We start from the raw sequence: 16,425 nt of genomic DNA on the forward strand, positions 1-16,425 counted from the left end.
CGAAATCAGCAAAAACCACGCAATGATTGTCATTGAGGACTTAAAGGTCAGTAACATGTCTAAATCGGCAAAAGGTACGACAGAACGGCATGGACGGAACGTAAAAGCTAAATCTGGTTTAAACCGCGCAATACTGGAGCAGGGCTGGTATGAAATGCGCCGACAGCTTGAGTACAAGCAGCTCTGGTGAGGTGGTCAGGTACTGGCAATACCACCGGCCTACACCAGTCAGAAGTGCGCTTGCTGTGGTCATACAGCAAAGGAAAACCGCCAGTCACAAAGTCAATTCGAGTGCCTTGAATGTGGATATACAGCGAATGCTGATATCAACGGGGCACGTAACATTTTAGCGGCAGGACATGCCGTGCTAGCCTGTGGAGGGAGGGTGCAGTCAGACCGCCCGTCGAAGCAGGAACCCGCCGAGGTGATTCAGAGATCAGTCTGAACGCAGTAGGGATCCACGTCCTTTAGGGCGTGGAGGATGTCAATATTGAGCCAGTACATAATGATTTAATGTTCCCTATTATTTAAGTATCAAAAAATAATTTCTATCAATGGCCTATTGCCTGATTATGCCATTAAAGCAGAGGACTAGGCTAAGAACGACGACCAAATAATGTGCCCAGTCTCGCACTGTGGTGTCTGAAAAGCACACAATATGTTTTAAAAGCTGCAAAGCGGTGTAAAATAAATAGATATTGCTTTGTCTATCTTAAAGCTAAATCATTAAGTCAAAATAAGTAACAAGTGGAAATAACCTCTTAAGACTATAGGCTAATGTAAGATAGTGATGATTTATTTTTGCGCTTAAGAGGAGTGACAGGGTATATTGTTGTCATGACTAAACGGACACTCAAAGAAATGAGGGGATCATGCGAATTAAATTGTTATTGGGAGCCACTGCAGCGTTGTTGTTAGCAGGCTGTTCTGCAACAAATACATTGACCAGTGCAGGTTCACAGGTACAAATTACTGATACGCAACCAGGCAGCGAGTGCCAGTTATTAGGCACAGTAACCGGCGTTCAGAATAATTGGTTATCAGGCTCTCGTACTGAAAGCCAATCACTACGTGGTGCTGCTAATGATTTACGCAACAAAGCAGCCGCTATGGGTGGTAATGTTATTTTTAATGTTGGTACAGGTGCAGGTAGCATTGTCGATAGCTTTGCGCCACTAGATAGCAAAATGAGTGGACAAGTTTATAAATGTCAGTAACAAACAATGGTTGTGTACATTGATAAGCTAGCTCGTGACTAACACATCTGGCCCTAATGTTTATCAGGGTCAGATTGTTTTTTATCAAAATCAGTAAACTAATCGTTTCTAAATTCGACTGAGGGCTGTTTTAATCGCCTCGTCACCATCTAATATAGGAATGCATTTTTTAAATGTATTCGGCTTATCTAATATCTCTGCTAATGTTGCCGCGACATTATCAATAGTGATTTCACCTTTTGTAGCATTATCTTCCAATTTGGTCGTAATTTTATATGTGCCTTGTTTTTCAGTTAAATAGCCTGCTTGAACAAGGGTGAAATCTAACTGGGTACGATCCCGTAAGTAGAGGTCGGCAAAATATTTAGCAGTAAAATAATCAATTAATTCAGTCCATTTATCAGGTGATAATGAATTAATCGCACTGAGCATAATATATCTTTTTATTCCTTTTTTTTCTGCTGCTTGCATCGTTTTAACAGCACCATGTAAATCAACTTGTAATAAATCCTTTCCTCGGGAGCCTGTCGTAAAATAGATAGCCTCTAAATTGTCTGGCAATAAATCGGTGATGGATGATAACGGTTTTGTTATGTCCAATTCAATTTCATGGTACTGTGAGGGATGATGTACTGATGTGTCGGATAATTTTCGGGTTGTACCTATGACATGATGACCTTTAGCAAGTAATATTTCGATTAAACGCTGACCTACTCGACCTTTAGCGCCAATGACGAGAATATTCATATTTCCTCCATTAAAATCTCAATTTCGTGTTTGAAGCTCCTCTTTACACTGAACTTAATTTTAAAACTTATTTTTTAATCAGGTAAATTATGTACCGTAAAAACTATCATTTAATGATTATTACTATAAGCGTAGTAGGATTTTTTTAGAGCCAAATGCAAATAATACAATAAATTAAAAAATAAAATATCCAATTCTACTAGGATAGATAATTATATGACTAATAGATAGTTTTAATAAGTGATAGTATTTAATTTATATTAAATGAGAAGCACATATTAATATTTTCATACTGATACTATCATGATGTTCTATCATATTTACTATAATAAAAATACTTATATATCAATGTGTATAGATGCTGATTATTTTTTTATTGTAATTTTAATGGATAAAATTAAAAATATATCATAATTAGATTATCTATATAAGATATTTTATATAAGCGTCATAAAAGTAAATTAATAAATTATAAGAAATAACAAAATATGACTATTTAAATTAGAGTGGTTTGGTTTTTATTATTTATTTATAATCAATAAAAGATAATCTAATTAATATTTATTAGGAGGTTATTTTAATAAAAAAACAAAATTAAAATAATAACTATTTGTTTTTAAAGGTTATTTTTTATTTTATCGTATGTATATAATGTAAATTTATATATAAGTAAATGTAATTTTTTCTATTGTGGTTGCTTTACTTTCCCCAACTCAGAGAATATACTGATTTAAGAATTAATATTTCTCATTAAATTTTTAACTTGGCTTAAAATAATATTTTAATACGGTGAGATTTAATTATGTGATTTAAATAACTCCGCTGTTTTTTCAAAAAATATATTATGCTTACTTTATACAGTGAGTGAGTATATATATATTTGATGTTTCTGTGATTTCAATGTTTATTTTTGTCATTTTTTTGATGAGCTAAAAATAAATACTGAGAAATGCAACATTATATGATGTTATTTTTGATGTAAAGTTAGTTTTATTAATGGGTTATAAACAATCGTTGTAAGGATCAATATCATTTATATAGTAAGGATCACATGTTGGCTTAGTACAATACGTTGGGTCTAAATTATTACGATATTGATAATTTTTAGATTATTTTATAAGAGAAGTTAATATGAAATTCAATAAATTAGGCGTAATGGTTGCTGGTGCACTTCTTATGGGTTCTTTATCAACTCAAGTTATGGCCGCTAAAAACGCAGACGTTACATTTTCTGCACGTTTAGTTGCAGCAACTTGTGATATCAGCGCAAGCCAAGATCGTGTTGATTTAGGTACTTATGCAACTACTGATATTCAAAATATTAACCAAGCTGTATCTGAAAAAGATTTCAACTTAGTGTTAAACAACTGTACTAAGATTGGTAAACCAGCTGAAGGTGAAGATCCTGCTGTAACTGTATCTAATATTGAATTATTAGCAAGCGGTAATGGCCTAGTTGGTAATGAGCAATTATTTGCTAGCGCTGGTGCAACTCAAGCTGGTATCAAGTTAACTGCAATGAACTCTGTAGTACTGAAACCAAATGAGTCAACAGAACTGCAAAACTTAAAAGCAGAAGGTGAAGGTAACCTGATTATTCCTATGAAAGCAGGTTTATTTGCTACAGAAACTGGTGACTCACTGAAAGCACAAGATATTAATGTTCCAGTAACCTTTAGTGTTGCTTATAACTAATATTAGTATGTTATGGGAAAGGAATTTATTCCTTTTCCATAATTTTGTTTTACTACCAATAGTAAAGTTGCAGTGCAATAAGGTGATAGGCAGATGGTAAACAAAATACGCTTTTTTCAATATATTTCGTTGTGTGTTTTAGGAGTATTATTTTTATCATTTCAGGTTCAAGCCGGTGTCGGTTTAAGCCAGACTCGTATTATTATTAATGGGGATACTAATACAGCCTCTATTAGCGCTAGAAATAATAATGCACAACCTTATTTAGTCTCTAACTTTATAACCGAAAAACTGGATACCTCATCACCACCTTTGAGTGGTATGTTTGTTATTACTCCAAACATTTTCAGGTTAGCTCCGGAAAGTGAAAATACAATAAAAATTCAAATAATACCAACAAATCTTCCTAAAGATAGAGAATCACTTTATTACTTCCACTCGCGAAATATTCCATCAACAAATAAAAATGAAGATGGGATAAAAATAGCGATGGAAAATATTATCAAGGTATTTTATCGCCCTATTAATTTAGCGATAAACCCAAAAGAAGCCGGTGATAAATTAGTTGTAAAAGCAACGCCTAATGGGATCAGTATTGAGAACCCTACGCCTTATTATATTAATCTTTTTAAGATTACCGTTAAAAATGAAACGATAAAATTAAATAAAATTAATAATATGATAGAACCATTTTCTTCTAAAAACTATGTGGTAAGTAATAAAACAGGTGCTGTTAATATTCATATTATCAACGATTTAGGCGGAGAAAGTGTCTACAATAAAAAACTTTAAAAGAACAGTATTGTTAGCGATGATGGTGTATGCAGTAAACTGTCAATCCGCAAATAATGGTACTCTCAACTTTTCTGCTAATGTAACACGTGGCACTTGTGAATTTAGCGATAGTAATGAGCTGAGTAAACATGTCTCATTTGAACAGTTTTTTACTATTGGTGATGCAGAAGACACACCAATAAAGGCGCCTATTAAAGGTAGTCTCGGCACTAAGCAATTTACTTATCTTATCGATTGTAAAGAGTACGAACCTGATAGTGAGAAAAAAATCACGATTAATGTAAAAACAGGCGCGAATACTGAATATTCAGATCAGGTTTTTTATGGAAAAGGCGATACGACTCAAACAGGTTTTTTAGTAAAAGGTTGTCTTGAAGGTGAAAATGCGAGTTGCCAAATTCTAGAAAACAATAAAAAGTTATCTTTTTCTTCTCACTCTAATTCAGCGATAAGTATTAACTACATCGTCGATTTTGTTAGACGCAACAATAATAAAATGACACCTGGTGATTCAACGGCGACTATTTTATTTGAATATATTCAGGATTAATTATGCAGACAAAAAAAGTGTCAATATTAATAGTTAGTCTTTGTTTATTATTGACGAGTTGGGCTTCAGTTGCAGCGCAATCAGTGAAATATAATTTTTCAGTCGTTTTTCTCGCTAAAACGTGTGAAATTGTTGTTCCAGATAATATTACTTTCACTAGTGGTGAAGGGGCTAGTTCTGTTAGTGCTAATGACATAAAAAATAATAAAATTAGTCAACAGATCCCTATCTCGTTAACTAATTGCTCAACAAGTTCTTTAAGTGGAACGAGCGTTTATATATCTCAAGGTGTTACTTTAACCGGAACTCGAGATTTTTTTAATAACAATGTTTCTGGGTCATTTGGTGTTCAACTTACAGACGACAGTGGTAGTAAAACATATAAAGTAAATAATAGCTCTGTTTTTAAACCTTCTGATGATTCTGTTGTGTGGGATAATATAACCTCAGAAAGCTCGACTAAATCATTAACAGCAAAGTTGCGTTGTCAAAAAGAGGGATGTACTCCAGAGGTTGGCCCTTTTACGGCAACAGTAGTGCTTAGCTTTTTTTCTGATTGATTAAAATATGAATATATTAAAAACGATTTCATTACTTTTTAGCTGTTTTATTTTTTCTGCATCATATAGTTATGCAGGGCTATCTTTGTCACAAAGTCGCATTATATTTTCTGAGGGAGATAAAAGTCAAAGTGTACAAATAAATAATGATACAGATAATCTTTATTTATCTCAAAATATGATAACGGCTGATTTAGATGGCAAAAAAGATGAGCATTTTATTGTATTGCCACCGTTAAAACGATTAGAGCCTCAGTCATCGGTTTCTATAAAAATTTTACCACGCTCTTTAGATACATTGCCAAGTGATCGGGAATCACTCTTTTTTTTCACTGCATATTTGATACCTGAAACAAAAAGAGGGCAACAAAATAATAGTGGTGATTTATCACTAAAAATTAATATGGTAACAAAAATTATCATAAAAGGATTTTATCGACCAAATGAATTAGCCATAACATCACTAGATAGTCATGCTAAGAAGATAACCTTTAAAAAAGTAGGTAATAATGTGCAAGTCAATAACCCAACACCTTATTATTTTACGGTATCAAATTTAAAATTCGATGGCAAAAGTTATCAATCAGCAAATGCACCTATGGTTGCGCCATTTTCGTCACTCAATTTAGCTATAGATAAATCAATTAAACAGGTTAGTTGGCAATATATTGATGATTTTGGTGGATTATCAAATACATTTGAAAATAAAATAATTGTGGAGTGACTAAATGTTATCTTTTTTAAGAGGTAGAAAAAAAAATATTATCCAGATAGTCATATTCTGCCTATTTTTTCTATCTTATTCAGTCACATCGAAAGCAGTTGAAAAAATAGAAAACGATACTGTGGATCTAACAGATTTCGGGAAAAATGGTTTTTCTTTTGTAGTAAAAAGATATATCTATCTGGAAAGTGACATAAAAGGTATCTCTATCTCTTTAAAAAATAATAACAATAGTGCTTATTTAATTAATAGCTCTATTTTATTTAATGATGATGATAAAAATGTACCTATAGTGAATAAAGATCGTGAAAGAACACCTTTTATGATTTTACCACCTTTGTATCGTTTAGAACCCTCTAGTGAATATAGCTGGAATATTCGTCGTATTAGTGAAGGTTCTAATGATATGGCGTTACCAAAAGACAGAGAAAGCTTATTTTGGATTGCATTTAGAGCAGTTCCTCTTAAGGATAGTAAAATTGAGGAAAAGAAATCTGTGTCACTAACGATAACACCTACTTTCTTCTTCAAATTAATTTATAGACCTGAGTCAATAATGGCATTGGAAAATAAAGATGTTATTGATGATGTTATTGTTGAAAAGGTAAATGAGAACATAGTTATAAATAATAAATCACCACTTTATATGACTTTTGAATATTTAAAAGTGGGCGATGTTGAAATAAAAAATGATGGTAGAGCAATAACGGTAAAACCATTCTCTACAGTATCAGTTGAAGCACCTAAAAATGTTCAAGGAAAGCTGAGTTGGAGATTCAATGATGAAAATTTCTTTATAATAAAAGATAAAGAATATTAACTTAACAATAATTCTTATTTATGGGTGGTCTTTGGGGTGGTTTATGAAACCTATGTTGCATAAAATTCTTTGTATCAATCTTTGTGTTTTATCTGTGGCAATGCCGAAAATCGCATTGTCTGATAATTACTTTGATCCGAATCTTTTACTAAATAATAACGACAATATTGATTTAAGTAATTTCAGCAAAGAAGACTACATTGCACCAGGAGACTATAGTTTAAGCGTTTTTGTTAATACTGAGCCATTAGGTGAAAAGACAATTTTATTTAAAGCAAACAAAGAAGGTAAAGTTGTCCCAGTTGTTACAATCAAAGATTTGAAGCTATTTGGGGTTAATGTTTCAGCGATAAGTAAGTTAAGTGATCTACCCGAAGATACAGAAATTGATAATATAGAAGCGTATATTCCTAATTCAAGGCTAACCTTTAATATTAATAAATTAACATTAAATGCATCTTTTCCCCAAGTTAATATGGATAAGAGCTTTCAAGGTGAAATTCCCGCAGAATTATTAGATGATGGCGTGAGTGCTGTTATCCTTAATTATATGGCTAACTTTATTAAAAATAGAACGACAGGTGATTATTCAAGCCATAATAACAACTTTTTCTTGAATCTTAATGGTGGTGTAAATATAGGCCCTTGGCGTTTAAGAACAAATTATTCTTATAATAATTCGAGTGGTTCAGATCAGCGTTCTTCAAGTGATTCTGAATTTAGTAATACCTATGTAATGCGAAATATCGCTTATTTAAAATCAATGCTGAAAATTGGTGAAATTACCACTGGAGGGAATATTTTTTCAAGTATTCCGATAAAGGGGATTTCTTTAGCCACTAACCAACAAATGTTACCAAGTAGTATGCGTGGATATGCTCCTGTGGTAAGAGGTTTTGCCAACAGCAATGCAACCGTTACCATTCGTCAAAATGGTCAAATTATCTATAAATCTTTTGTTGCTCCTGGGAATTTTATTATTAATGATATTTCCGCCGGCGGTATTGGTGGGGACCTTGAAATAACCATTGAAGAAGAAGATGGCTCTAAGCGTGTATATACACAAGCCTATTCATCGCTGCCTATCATGTTGCGTGAAGGGCAATTTGAGTATGAGTTTAGTGCGGGGCAATATGATGGTGGTATCACGACAGATTCCAAAAAAAGTAAATTTGCTTTAGGAACGTTTAGTTATGGTATCAATAACTCAATTACTGCATACGGTGGTTTATTAATTGCCAATGGTTATACCTCTGGTGTTATCGGTTCTGGTGTTTCTCTTGGGTTATTAGGTGCCTTATCTGCGGACGTCACTCTCGCCAGAGCTAATTTGGATAAAACTTATCACGGTCAATCATATCGGGTTCGTTATTCTAAGAGTTTATTATCTACAGGGACTTCGTTTGATTTAACCGCATTACGTTATTCAACTAAAGATTACTATGACTTTAGTGATTACAATAACTCAGGTTATGAATTGCGAGAAGGTATTGCACCTTGGTTAAGCCAACGTCAGAAATCTAGTTTTCAAACCTCAATTTCACAATCATTAGGAAAATACGGTTCCATGTATCTTCGTGGTGAAACCAGCCGTTATTGGGGGAATAGCCGTGTTAATAATAGTGTCACATTAGGCTATAACACTGTTCTGAAAGGTATTGCATTTAATATAGATTATTCTATTTCTCGCCTAAAAAGTGATGACAATACATGGCCAGAAAATAGACAAATTAATTTTAATATGAATATGCCACTGAGTGTGTTCTCAAATGCAAGTGGCTTGCAAAATATGAATGCAAGCTATCTTCTGACACATAGCAATGATGGAAGAACTTCGCAACAAGCCGGTTTAAATGGCTCTGCATTTGATAATCAACTCTCTTATGGTATCTACCAGAATACAGATAACAAGGCAGATAGTTATAGTGGCAATATGAATATGAGTTATTCAGGAAGTAAAGGAACGCTTTCTGGGGGTTATAGCTATGGGAAAAATAGAAATAGCTTTAATGGTAGCCTTATTGGTGGTGTTGTTCTGCACTCAAAAGGAGTGACATTATCAAGGATGTTAGGTGACAGTATTGCCATAGTGAGCGCAGATAAAGCAAAGGGCGCAGAAATCAATGGAAATGTGAAAATAGATACATTTGGTAATGCCATTGTCCCTCAATTAAGTCCTTATGATACAAACAGTATTAGCGTAAATGTCAGCACATTACCTGATGATGTGACACTTAATGAAACGTCAATGAAAGTCTATCCAACCGAAGGGGCTATTTTAGCAAGACAATTTCAAACTAAAGTGGGTTATCAGGTTATTTTTGATATAAAAACAGCGGAAAATATAGCGATACCTTTTGGTGCAATGGCTTCTTTGACAGATGAAAAAGATAAACAGGTAAATACCGGTATTATTGATGCCTATCAATCTCTTTATATGAGTGGGTTACCCAATGATGGGAATGTCGTGGTGACTTGGAATAACAATACGGGCAAACATTCATGTCAATTTAGTTATTCAGAGCTTGAAAAGATTGAAGTATCACAACAAAACCCAATAAGAATGGTGACCGTTAATTGTCAATAATTTTTATAATTATTAAGTTAAACAAGGTGATAACCAGCAATGCTGTTATGTAAAGGCAAAGAGTAATGACGTTCCCGCAAATAAAAAAATGTATGGTTACTTTCTATTGGCACTATCAGTGGATATTCAGTTTACGCTATTGGTGCGTTAGAGCCGGGAAATTATAGTCTAGCCAGAGATCATTCTTTGCAATTTAATGTAGCTATTAGTTCTGGATTTACAATTGATGCTAGGCCTTATTTTTTAGATTCTAGTACAAAGATAACAGTCCATACATTAAAAGCCTGCGATGTGACGCCACAAACAGCAACATCGATTAATTACCGTAGTCAAATAGCACAAAATTTTGCTACACCGACTAAACTCGATGAGAATATTGCCAGTATAAATGTTGATTGTCCCTATGCTGGGAATGTACATATCACATTAAGGCCGTTTAATACCTTAGTCAAAGGCAGAGTAATACGGGAATGGAATTAACCGGCACTAAAGCGCAGGAAAGCGGTTATGTGGTGACTTCGCTAACTAGCCAACAACAAAATACTATTTGTGAACCTAATTCCAGTGATGCGTTAAGTTATGTCGGTAGTAATAAATTAGTTAATGCTATGCCCAAAGTTTTTAATCAAACGTTATATTTTAATCTTTGTGCAAATAGTAATATTCCCGCAGATAGATACTCGGGCAGTGTCGATGTAGCGATTTTAGTCGAGTAATATGCATTAACGTAATATTGGGCAAATAAGAACGCGATCATTCTTATTTGCTTTTTATGAGGTACTACTATTTTTACCGGATAGGCCTATTGTCTAGGCCAAATAACGGTATTCAATGTTATTTTATAAGTTCCTATCCACTATACTTGTCGTAAGCCTAAATCAAGCAAGGTTTTGCTTGGCTCTCCTCCAATTTCACGCGTGAGTTTAGGAACCATATAGCCAGAGACAAGACTCATTAATGATTTCATTATTTCGCGCGCTTCACTGTCTGGTACCATAAAATGAGCCGCTCCCTGTACTTTATCTAGCACATGAAGGTAATAAGGCATAATGCCTGCGTCAAATAGTGCACGACTTAAATCAGCAAGGGTTTGGGCATTGTCGTTAACCCCTCGCAGTAATACCCCTTGGTTTAATAGCGTAACATGGGCATTTTTTAGTTTTAAGCAAGCTTCTATTAACGCATCATCAATTTCATTTGCATGATTGATATGCAATACCATAATATTTTGTAAACGTGACTGCTGTAAGCGCTGACATAACCTATGAGTAATACGCGCAGGGAGCACCACAGGTAAACGAGAGTGAATACGTAAACGTTTAATGTGGGGGATGGCTTCTAGCTGAGTAATTAACCAATCTAGCTCGTCATCTTTGGCCATTAGCGGATCGCCACCCGAAAAGATGATTTCATCGAGTTTTGGGTTATTTTTGATATACTCTATTGCCTTTTGCCAGTTAGCTTTGTTTCCCTTGTTATCTTCGTAAGGAAAATGGCGTCGGAAACAGTAACGGCAATTGACAGCGCAACCACCTTTGACCAAAAGCAATGCACGATTCTGATATTTATGTAATAAACCCGGCACCGCATTTTGTTGCTCATCTAATGGATCCGTAGAGAATCCCGGCGTTAGGGTAAATTCAGCATGTGCAGTTAATACTTGTAAAAGTAATGGATCGTTAGGATCGCCTTTTTTCATGCGCGCAACGAATTCACGGGGAACCCGTAAAGGAAAAAGTCGTCTCGCCTGAGCACCCCGTTGTAGTTCAGCGTGATGTTCCAGCGCTAAAAGTTGGAGTAATTCAACAGGATCACTGATTGCCTGCGCGAGTTGTGTTAACCAGACTTCTCTGGTGGTGTGATTATGAGTTACAATGTGTGCCATTTTTGGCTATGCCATTTTAAATTAAAAAAGTTAGAGGATATTCATGGCTTCTTATAATACCAACGATTTTCGTTCAGGTCTTAAAATCATGTTAGATGGCGAGCCAGCCGTCATTACTGAATGTGAATTTGTGAAACCAGGTAAAGGTCAGGCATTTGCTCGTGTGCGTCTGCGTAAACTGATTTCTAACAAATTACTGGAAAAAACCTTCAAATCTACTGATTCTGCTGAGGGTGCAGATGTCATGGATATCAACTTAACTTACCTGTACAACGATGGTGAGTTCTGGCATTTCATGAACAACGAAACCTTTGAACAATTAGCTGCAGACGAAAAAGCGGTTGGCGAAAATGCTAAATGGTTGATTGACCAAGCAGAGTGTATCGTTACACTGTGGGATAATCGTCCTATTGCTGTTGTTCCACCAAACTTTGTTGAGTTAGAAATCGTTGATACCGATCCGGGTCTGAAAGGGGATACTGCGGGTACAGGCGGTAAACCAGCAACATTAAGCACTGGCGCTGTGGTTAAAGTACCTCTGTTCGTACAAATCGGTGAAGTGATTAAAGTGGATACGCGTTCTGGTGAATATGTATCACGCGTAAAATAATCATCGCGATTATTTTCCCGAACGTTTATACCAATATAAAATACCACATATGCTCTCTTGATTGTGGTATTTTTATTTTATACGCAAAAAATTTGATAAATATAACAAATTATCTTTAAAAAAATTGATTAATTTACTTTAATACGGTGTTTTATAAAATCGTTATATAGATAAGTGATATAATATAAAATCAATATATTATTTCATTCTTTATTTATGCCAAAACAGCATGAGCAATGCCAGATTGGAATTGGTAAAAAATAGCCATTTTTTTACAATGTAGTTGTTGATTATTTTGGTAAAGATAATCCACAGCAATATTTATTTAATTTATTTTGACCTTTCCTTTTAGAGATATTGAAGAATATAGATAAAAACTGTAATCCTGTAATATTATTGATATTTATTTTTATTTTTTTGTACTAGGGAAACTATTTCCAATATAATACTATATCTAAAATATCTCTTTTATTTTTTCTTTTCTTATGTTTCGTTCTTATTTATCTGATAATTAGCACTTTTTATACTAGATTGATGCTTTTTGGTCTTTTTTCTATACGTAAATTCTCTTAAGTGTAAATTCATAATCAGATTAGTATATTATTTTAAAAAAATTTTTTCCTATCCTATAAACACAATTTTATTGTCATTAATTTTTTTTGATTTTCATCAAAAATAAAACCTTATGATTATGATGGTTATTTAAAATTCTCTAAATTGATTACAGAGAAATTTAAAATTTTTGAATATAAATAAAATATTTATCGTCTATACTTTAATAAGTAACAACTCATTGAGTGAGATATTTTTATTTGGTTTTAATGATTATCAATCAGATATCTTTTCTTTGACCATGACTCTCAATTTATTTAGGAGGCGATATGGAACAGAAAATAATTGTTATGGGGGCAGATCCTTCAGGTTATGAGCTTAAAAATGCCGTCAAATCTCATCTACAAGCAAAAAATTACACAATAAAAGATATTACCGAATCAGGGCCTATTGGTTATTGTGATGTTGGTGATAAAGTAGGCGCTATTATTTCAGAACATCCTGAATATATTGGTTTTGTTTTTTGTGGCACAGGGATGGGAGTAAGTATTAGTGCTAATAAACATAAAAATGTTTATTGCGGGGTTTGTGAGAGTGTTACCACTGCGCGTTTTTGTAAAGTGATTAATAATTGCAATATGCTAGCCATGGGGGGTTTACTGATTACTCCCTTTAAAGCCAATATGATGGTAGATGCTTATTTATCTGCAACCTTTACACAAGGGTTTTCTGAAGCGACCCCAGATGATTTACAATGTGGCTTACAGACCATGAAAGAAGTTGAAAAGCGCATTTATACTGACTAATCCCTTTTTTGTAAGCCTGCTTTTGCAGGCTTTTTCAATCATATCACTCTTTCCCACCACTTAAGTGTCAACGTCATAATTGTCGACACGTCATCAAGTAAATTAATTTTTATTTATAATGCATTGATTTTTAACAAAAATAAAATATTACTGCTCTTGGCATGAAATATGCTTCATCTAGAGAAAAATTAACGACAGCCGTGAGCTGTTAAACGTTTTTCTCGGAGGATGTGGCGAATGAATCGCTTTGTTATTGCAGAGCCACAACGATGCATAGGGTGTAATACCTGTATGGCAGCTTGTTCGGAAGTACACCAAGCTGTGGGATTACAGGCGCATCCGCGTCTTACAGTGGTAAAAGTGGAGGATCAGACCGCCCCGATGCTTTGTCGGCATTGTGAGGATGCTCCTTGTGCTAGTGTGTGCCCAGTCAATGCCATTACTCATGAAGATAATATGATCTTTCTTAATGAGAGCTTGTGTATTGGCTGTAAGTTATGCGGTTTGGTATGTCCTTTTGGTGCGATTACACCATCAGGCAGTAAACCCGTTAACTTACCGGCTGTGTTTGACCATTTTGTGCCTGAAGAGATGCTGGCAGATGTGCCCGCAAGTCTTCCTACTACCAATCCATTCCTTGCATGGAATGCGGGTATTCGCGCAATAGCAGTGAAATGTGACTTGTGTGCTTTCTCAGATGAGGGGCCTGCTTGCGTAAAAGTCTGTCCGACAGATGCCTTACATCTAGTTGAAGAAGATAGCCTTGAAGAGCAGATGAAAGCGCGTCGTTTAGACTCTGTGATGGAACCTATGACAAGTCTTGATGATCTATCTACGTTGACACAGGAGCGCAAGTAATATGGAACCTCTTCAGTTACTGATGTGGTCAATCATCCTGTATGTTGTTGGTGGCGTTATTGCACTGTTTTTAAAGAAACAGGAAGGATTGGCAATCCTAATATCGGGGATCAGCGCAATCATCGGTGGTGTATTAGGTGTTTTAAGCGCATTACCGGTTATTTTAAATGGTGAAACAATCAGTTTTGCTATGGCTGGGCCATTTGATTTCGCCGCTTTTGTGGTGCGTATGGATATGCTTGGCGCCTTTATGGTGTTTGTCATTTCTTTACTCGTCACTGTTTGTGCGTTGTATTCACTCTCTTATGTTCAAGAATACAAAGGTCGCGGCGCATGGAGTATGGGATTTTTTATGAATCTCTTTATTGCTTCCATGGTAGGACTGATTGTTATGGATAATGCGTTTTACTTTATTATCCTATTTGAAATGATGTCGTTAGCATCTTGGTTCTTAGTCATCGCTGACCAAGATGACGAATCTATCCACGCCGGTTTACTCTACTTCTTTATCGCTCACGCAGGCTCTGTGCTAATCATGATAGCCTTCTTCTTAATGTGGCGTGAAAGCGGTAGCCTTGATTTTGATTCATTCCGTCAACTTTCTCTTTCCCCTGCAATGGCTTCTGTGGTGTTCTTACTGGGCTTCTTCGGATTTGGTGCCAAAGCCGGTATGTTGCCATTACACAGTTGGTTGCCAAAAGCGCACCCCGCAGCACCCTCTCACGCTTCAGCATTAATGTCTGGGGTGATGGTGAAAATTGGTATTTTTGGCATCATCAAAGTAGGCATTGATTTATTAGGTGCTTCACAAATGTGGTGGGGAATTGTCGTTCTCGCATTCGGTGCTGTCTCTTCTGTATTAGGGGTTATGTACGCATTAGCAGAGCACGATTTAAAACGTCTCCTTGCATGGCACACCGTTGAAAATATCGGCATCATCTTGATGGGCGTGGGAGTTGGCATGGTAGGTATGGCAACCGATCATCCAGTGATTGCCGCTCTCGGTCTGCTTGGTGCGTTATACCACTTATTAAACCACGCGGTATTTAAAGGATTATTGTTCTTAGGTGCCGGAGCCATTATTAATCAAATTCACACTCGTGATATGGATAAGATGGGTGGATTAGCCAAACTAATGCCTTACACTGCAACGGCATTCTTAATTGGTTGTATGGCAATTTCAGCATTACCGCCATTAAATGGTTTTGTGAGTGAGTGGTATACTTATCAATCACTATTTACGATGAGTTACGATGGTAACTTTGTCATGCGCTTAAGTGGTCCTATTGCCATTATTATGTTGGCAATTACCGGGGCATTAGCGGCCATGTGTTTCGTCAAAGTTTATGGCGTCAGTTTTTGCGGTGGCCCACGTAGTGAGCAAGCGACTAAAGCTAAAGAAGTACCGTTGCCAATGACCATTGCTATGGGGTTATTAGCACTTTTCTGTGTTGTATTAGGTGTGGGTGCGGCTTTTGTTGCGCCAATTATTGCCAATATTGCAATGTCACTTAGCGAAACCAGTGCATTAACAGTGACTCAAGGTGCGATATTAGTCCCTGATAGTGCATCACAAGCGATGTTCTCTCCTGCCTTAACATTTATTTTATTAATCGCCTTACCACTAATTCCATTCTTAATTTATCTCGGCTTAAAAGGTGGTCAACCTGCATTTCGCCGTAAAGGTAATCCATGGGCCTGTGGTTATGTCTGGGAAAAAGACATGGCGGTGTCTGCTGGGGGCTTTACTCAAGCACTACGTAGTATGTTTGCACCACTTTATCGCATGCGTAAACAGCTTGATCCATCACCTTGGCTTTCACGTGGCTTTAATAAAACACAGCGCGGTGCTGAAAAGGTCGAACCATTCTGGGATGAAAGCATTATTTATCCATTGGTTCGTGGTATCCAACGTTTTGCTAAACGTATCCAATGCCTACAAGGCGGCGATTTCAGACTCTATTGTCTGTACGTGGTGGCAGCGCTGGTCATCTTGCTTTTAGTTATCGCAGCGTAAGG

At 35.6% G+C, this 16,425-nt stretch carries 16 protein-coding genes and 1 pseudogene; 15 read left to right on the forward strand and 2 right to left on the reverse strand.

Annotation, left to right across the window (positions count from 1 at the left end):
- Window positions 1-445 (forward strand): annotated as a pseudogene (locus tag AACV00_RS02125) (RNA-guided endonuclease InsQ/TnpB family protein); the annotation flags it as partial.
- 427 nt (window positions 446-872) lie between these two features.
- The gene (locus AACV00_RS02130; protein ID WP_004245715.1) at window positions 873-1,217 is read left to right on the forward strand and encodes a DUF4156 domain-containing protein; all 345 of its coding nucleotides are present in this window, start codon (window positions 873-875) and stop codon (window positions 1,215-1,217) included.
- Between the two features lie 108 nt (window positions 1,218-1,325).
- Here the strand turns inward: AACV00_RS02130 and AACV00_RS02135 are convergent, their stop codons facing one another.
- Window positions 1,326-1,964, reverse strand: a complete 639-nt coding sequence (locus AACV00_RS02135) for an NAD(P)H-binding protein (protein ID WP_004245714.1) — start codon at window positions 1,962-1,964, stop codon at window positions 1,326-1,328.
- A 1,131-nt stretch (window positions 1,965-3,095) separates the two neighbouring features.
- On the opposite strand from AACV00_RS02135, the gene AACV00_RS02140 reads away from it, so the two are divergent.
- From AACV00_RS02140 to AACV00_RS02180, 9 genes are all read left to right on the forward strand, one after another.
- A complete protein-coding gene (locus AACV00_RS02140; protein WP_004245713.1) occupies window positions 3,096-3,659 on the forward strand; it encodes a fimbrial protein in 564 nt (187 codons plus the stop codon).
- Between the two features lie 93 nt (window positions 3,660-3,752).
- Window positions 3,753-4,451, forward strand: coding sequence for a fimbrial biogenesis chaperone (locus AACV00_RS02145; protein ID WP_004249271.1), 699 nt, complete (start codon window positions 3,753-3,755; stop codon window positions 4,449-4,451).
- On the forward strand, window positions 4,429-5,004 hold the full coding sequence (locus AACV00_RS02150; RefSeq protein ID WP_004245711.1) for a fimbrial protein: 576 nt from the start codon (window positions 4,429-4,431) through the stop codon (window positions 5,002-5,004). Before AACV00_RS02145 ends, AACV00_RS02150 begins: the two co-directional genes overlap by 23 nt.
- A 2-nt stretch (window positions 5,005-5,006) precedes the next feature.
- A complete protein-coding gene (locus AACV00_RS02155) occupies window positions 5,007-5,564 on the forward strand; it encodes a fimbrial protein (protein ID WP_004245710.1) in 558 nt (185 codons plus the stop codon).
- Between the two features lie 7 nt (window positions 5,565-5,571).
- Entirely contained in the window at window positions 5,572-6,288 is a 717-nt protein-coding gene (locus AACV00_RS02160; protein ID WP_012368423.1) for a fimbrial biogenesis chaperone, read from the forward strand.
- Between the two features lie 4 nt (window positions 6,289-6,292).
- Window positions 6,293-7,108, forward strand: a complete 816-nt coding sequence (locus AACV00_RS02165) for a fimbrial biogenesis chaperone (protein WP_104459471.1) — start codon at window positions 6,293-6,295, stop codon at window positions 7,106-7,108.
- Between the two features lie 43 nt (window positions 7,109-7,151).
- The gene (locus AACV00_RS02170) at window positions 7,152-9,695 is read left to right on the forward strand and encodes a fimbria/pilus outer membrane usher protein (RefSeq protein ID WP_004245704.1); all 2,544 of its coding nucleotides are present in this window, start codon (window positions 7,152-7,154) and stop codon (window positions 9,693-9,695) included.
- A gap of 291 nt (window positions 9,696-9,986) precedes the next feature.
- The gene (locus AACV00_RS02175; protein ID WP_148041804.1) at window positions 9,987-10,175 is read left to right on the forward strand and encodes a hypothetical protein; all 189 of its coding nucleotides are present in this window, start codon (window positions 9,987-9,989) and stop codon (window positions 10,173-10,175) included.
- A complete protein-coding gene (locus tag AACV00_RS02180) occupies window positions 10,166-10,411 on the forward strand; it encodes a hypothetical protein (RefSeq protein ID WP_004245702.1) in 246 nt (81 codons plus the stop codon). Before AACV00_RS02175 ends, AACV00_RS02180 begins: the two co-directional genes overlap by 10 nt.
- A gap of 140 nt (window positions 10,412-10,551) precedes the next feature.
- Here AACV00_RS02180 and epmB read toward each other — a convergent pair whose 3' ends face one another.
- On the reverse strand, window positions 10,552-11,580 hold the full coding sequence (epmB, locus tag AACV00_RS02185) for an EF-P beta-lysylation protein EpmB (RefSeq protein WP_104459470.1): 1,029 nt from the start codon (window positions 11,578-11,580) through the stop codon (window positions 10,552-10,554).
- 43 nt (window positions 11,581-11,623) lie between these two features.
- Here epmB and efp point away from each other — a divergent pair, with 43 nt between their 5' ends.
- The 4 genes from efp to hyfB all read left to right on the forward strand — a co-directional run bounded on the left by efp (window position 11,624) and on the right by hyfB (window position 16,423).
- Window positions 11,624-12,190: an elongation factor P gene (efp, locus tag AACV00_RS02190; RefSeq protein WP_004245698.1), complete on the forward strand. Its 567-nt coding sequence runs from the start codon at window positions 11,624-11,626 to the stop codon at window positions 12,188-12,190.
- 881 nt (window positions 12,191-13,071) lie between these two features.
- Window positions 13,072-13,548: an RpiB/LacA/LacB family sugar-phosphate isomerase gene (locus tag AACV00_RS02195; protein WP_004249279.1), complete on the forward strand. Its 477-nt coding sequence runs from the start codon at window positions 13,072-13,074 to the stop codon at window positions 13,546-13,548.
- Window positions 13,549-13,785: 237 nt separating this feature from the next.
- Window positions 13,786-14,406: a 4Fe-4S dicluster domain-containing protein gene (locus AACV00_RS02200; protein WP_004245695.1), complete on the forward strand. Its 621-nt coding sequence runs from the start codon at window positions 13,786-13,788 to the stop codon at window positions 14,404-14,406.
- 1 nt (window position 14,407) lies between these two features.
- Window positions 14,408-16,423 carry a hydrogenase 4 subunit B gene (gene hyfB / locus AACV00_RS02205; RefSeq protein WP_004250169.1) on the forward strand — a complete coding sequence of 672 codons (2,016 nt, stop codon included), beginning with the start codon at window positions 14,408-14,410 and terminating at the stop codon, window positions 16,421-16,423.
- The last annotated feature ends 2 nt before the right edge of the window (window positions 16,424-16,425 follow it).

The sequence above is a fragment of the Proteus sp. G3927 genome (genome assembly GCF_963894685.1).
GTDB lineage: Bacteria > Pseudomonadota > Gammaproteobacteria > Enterobacterales > Enterobacteriaceae > Proteus > Proteus mirabilis.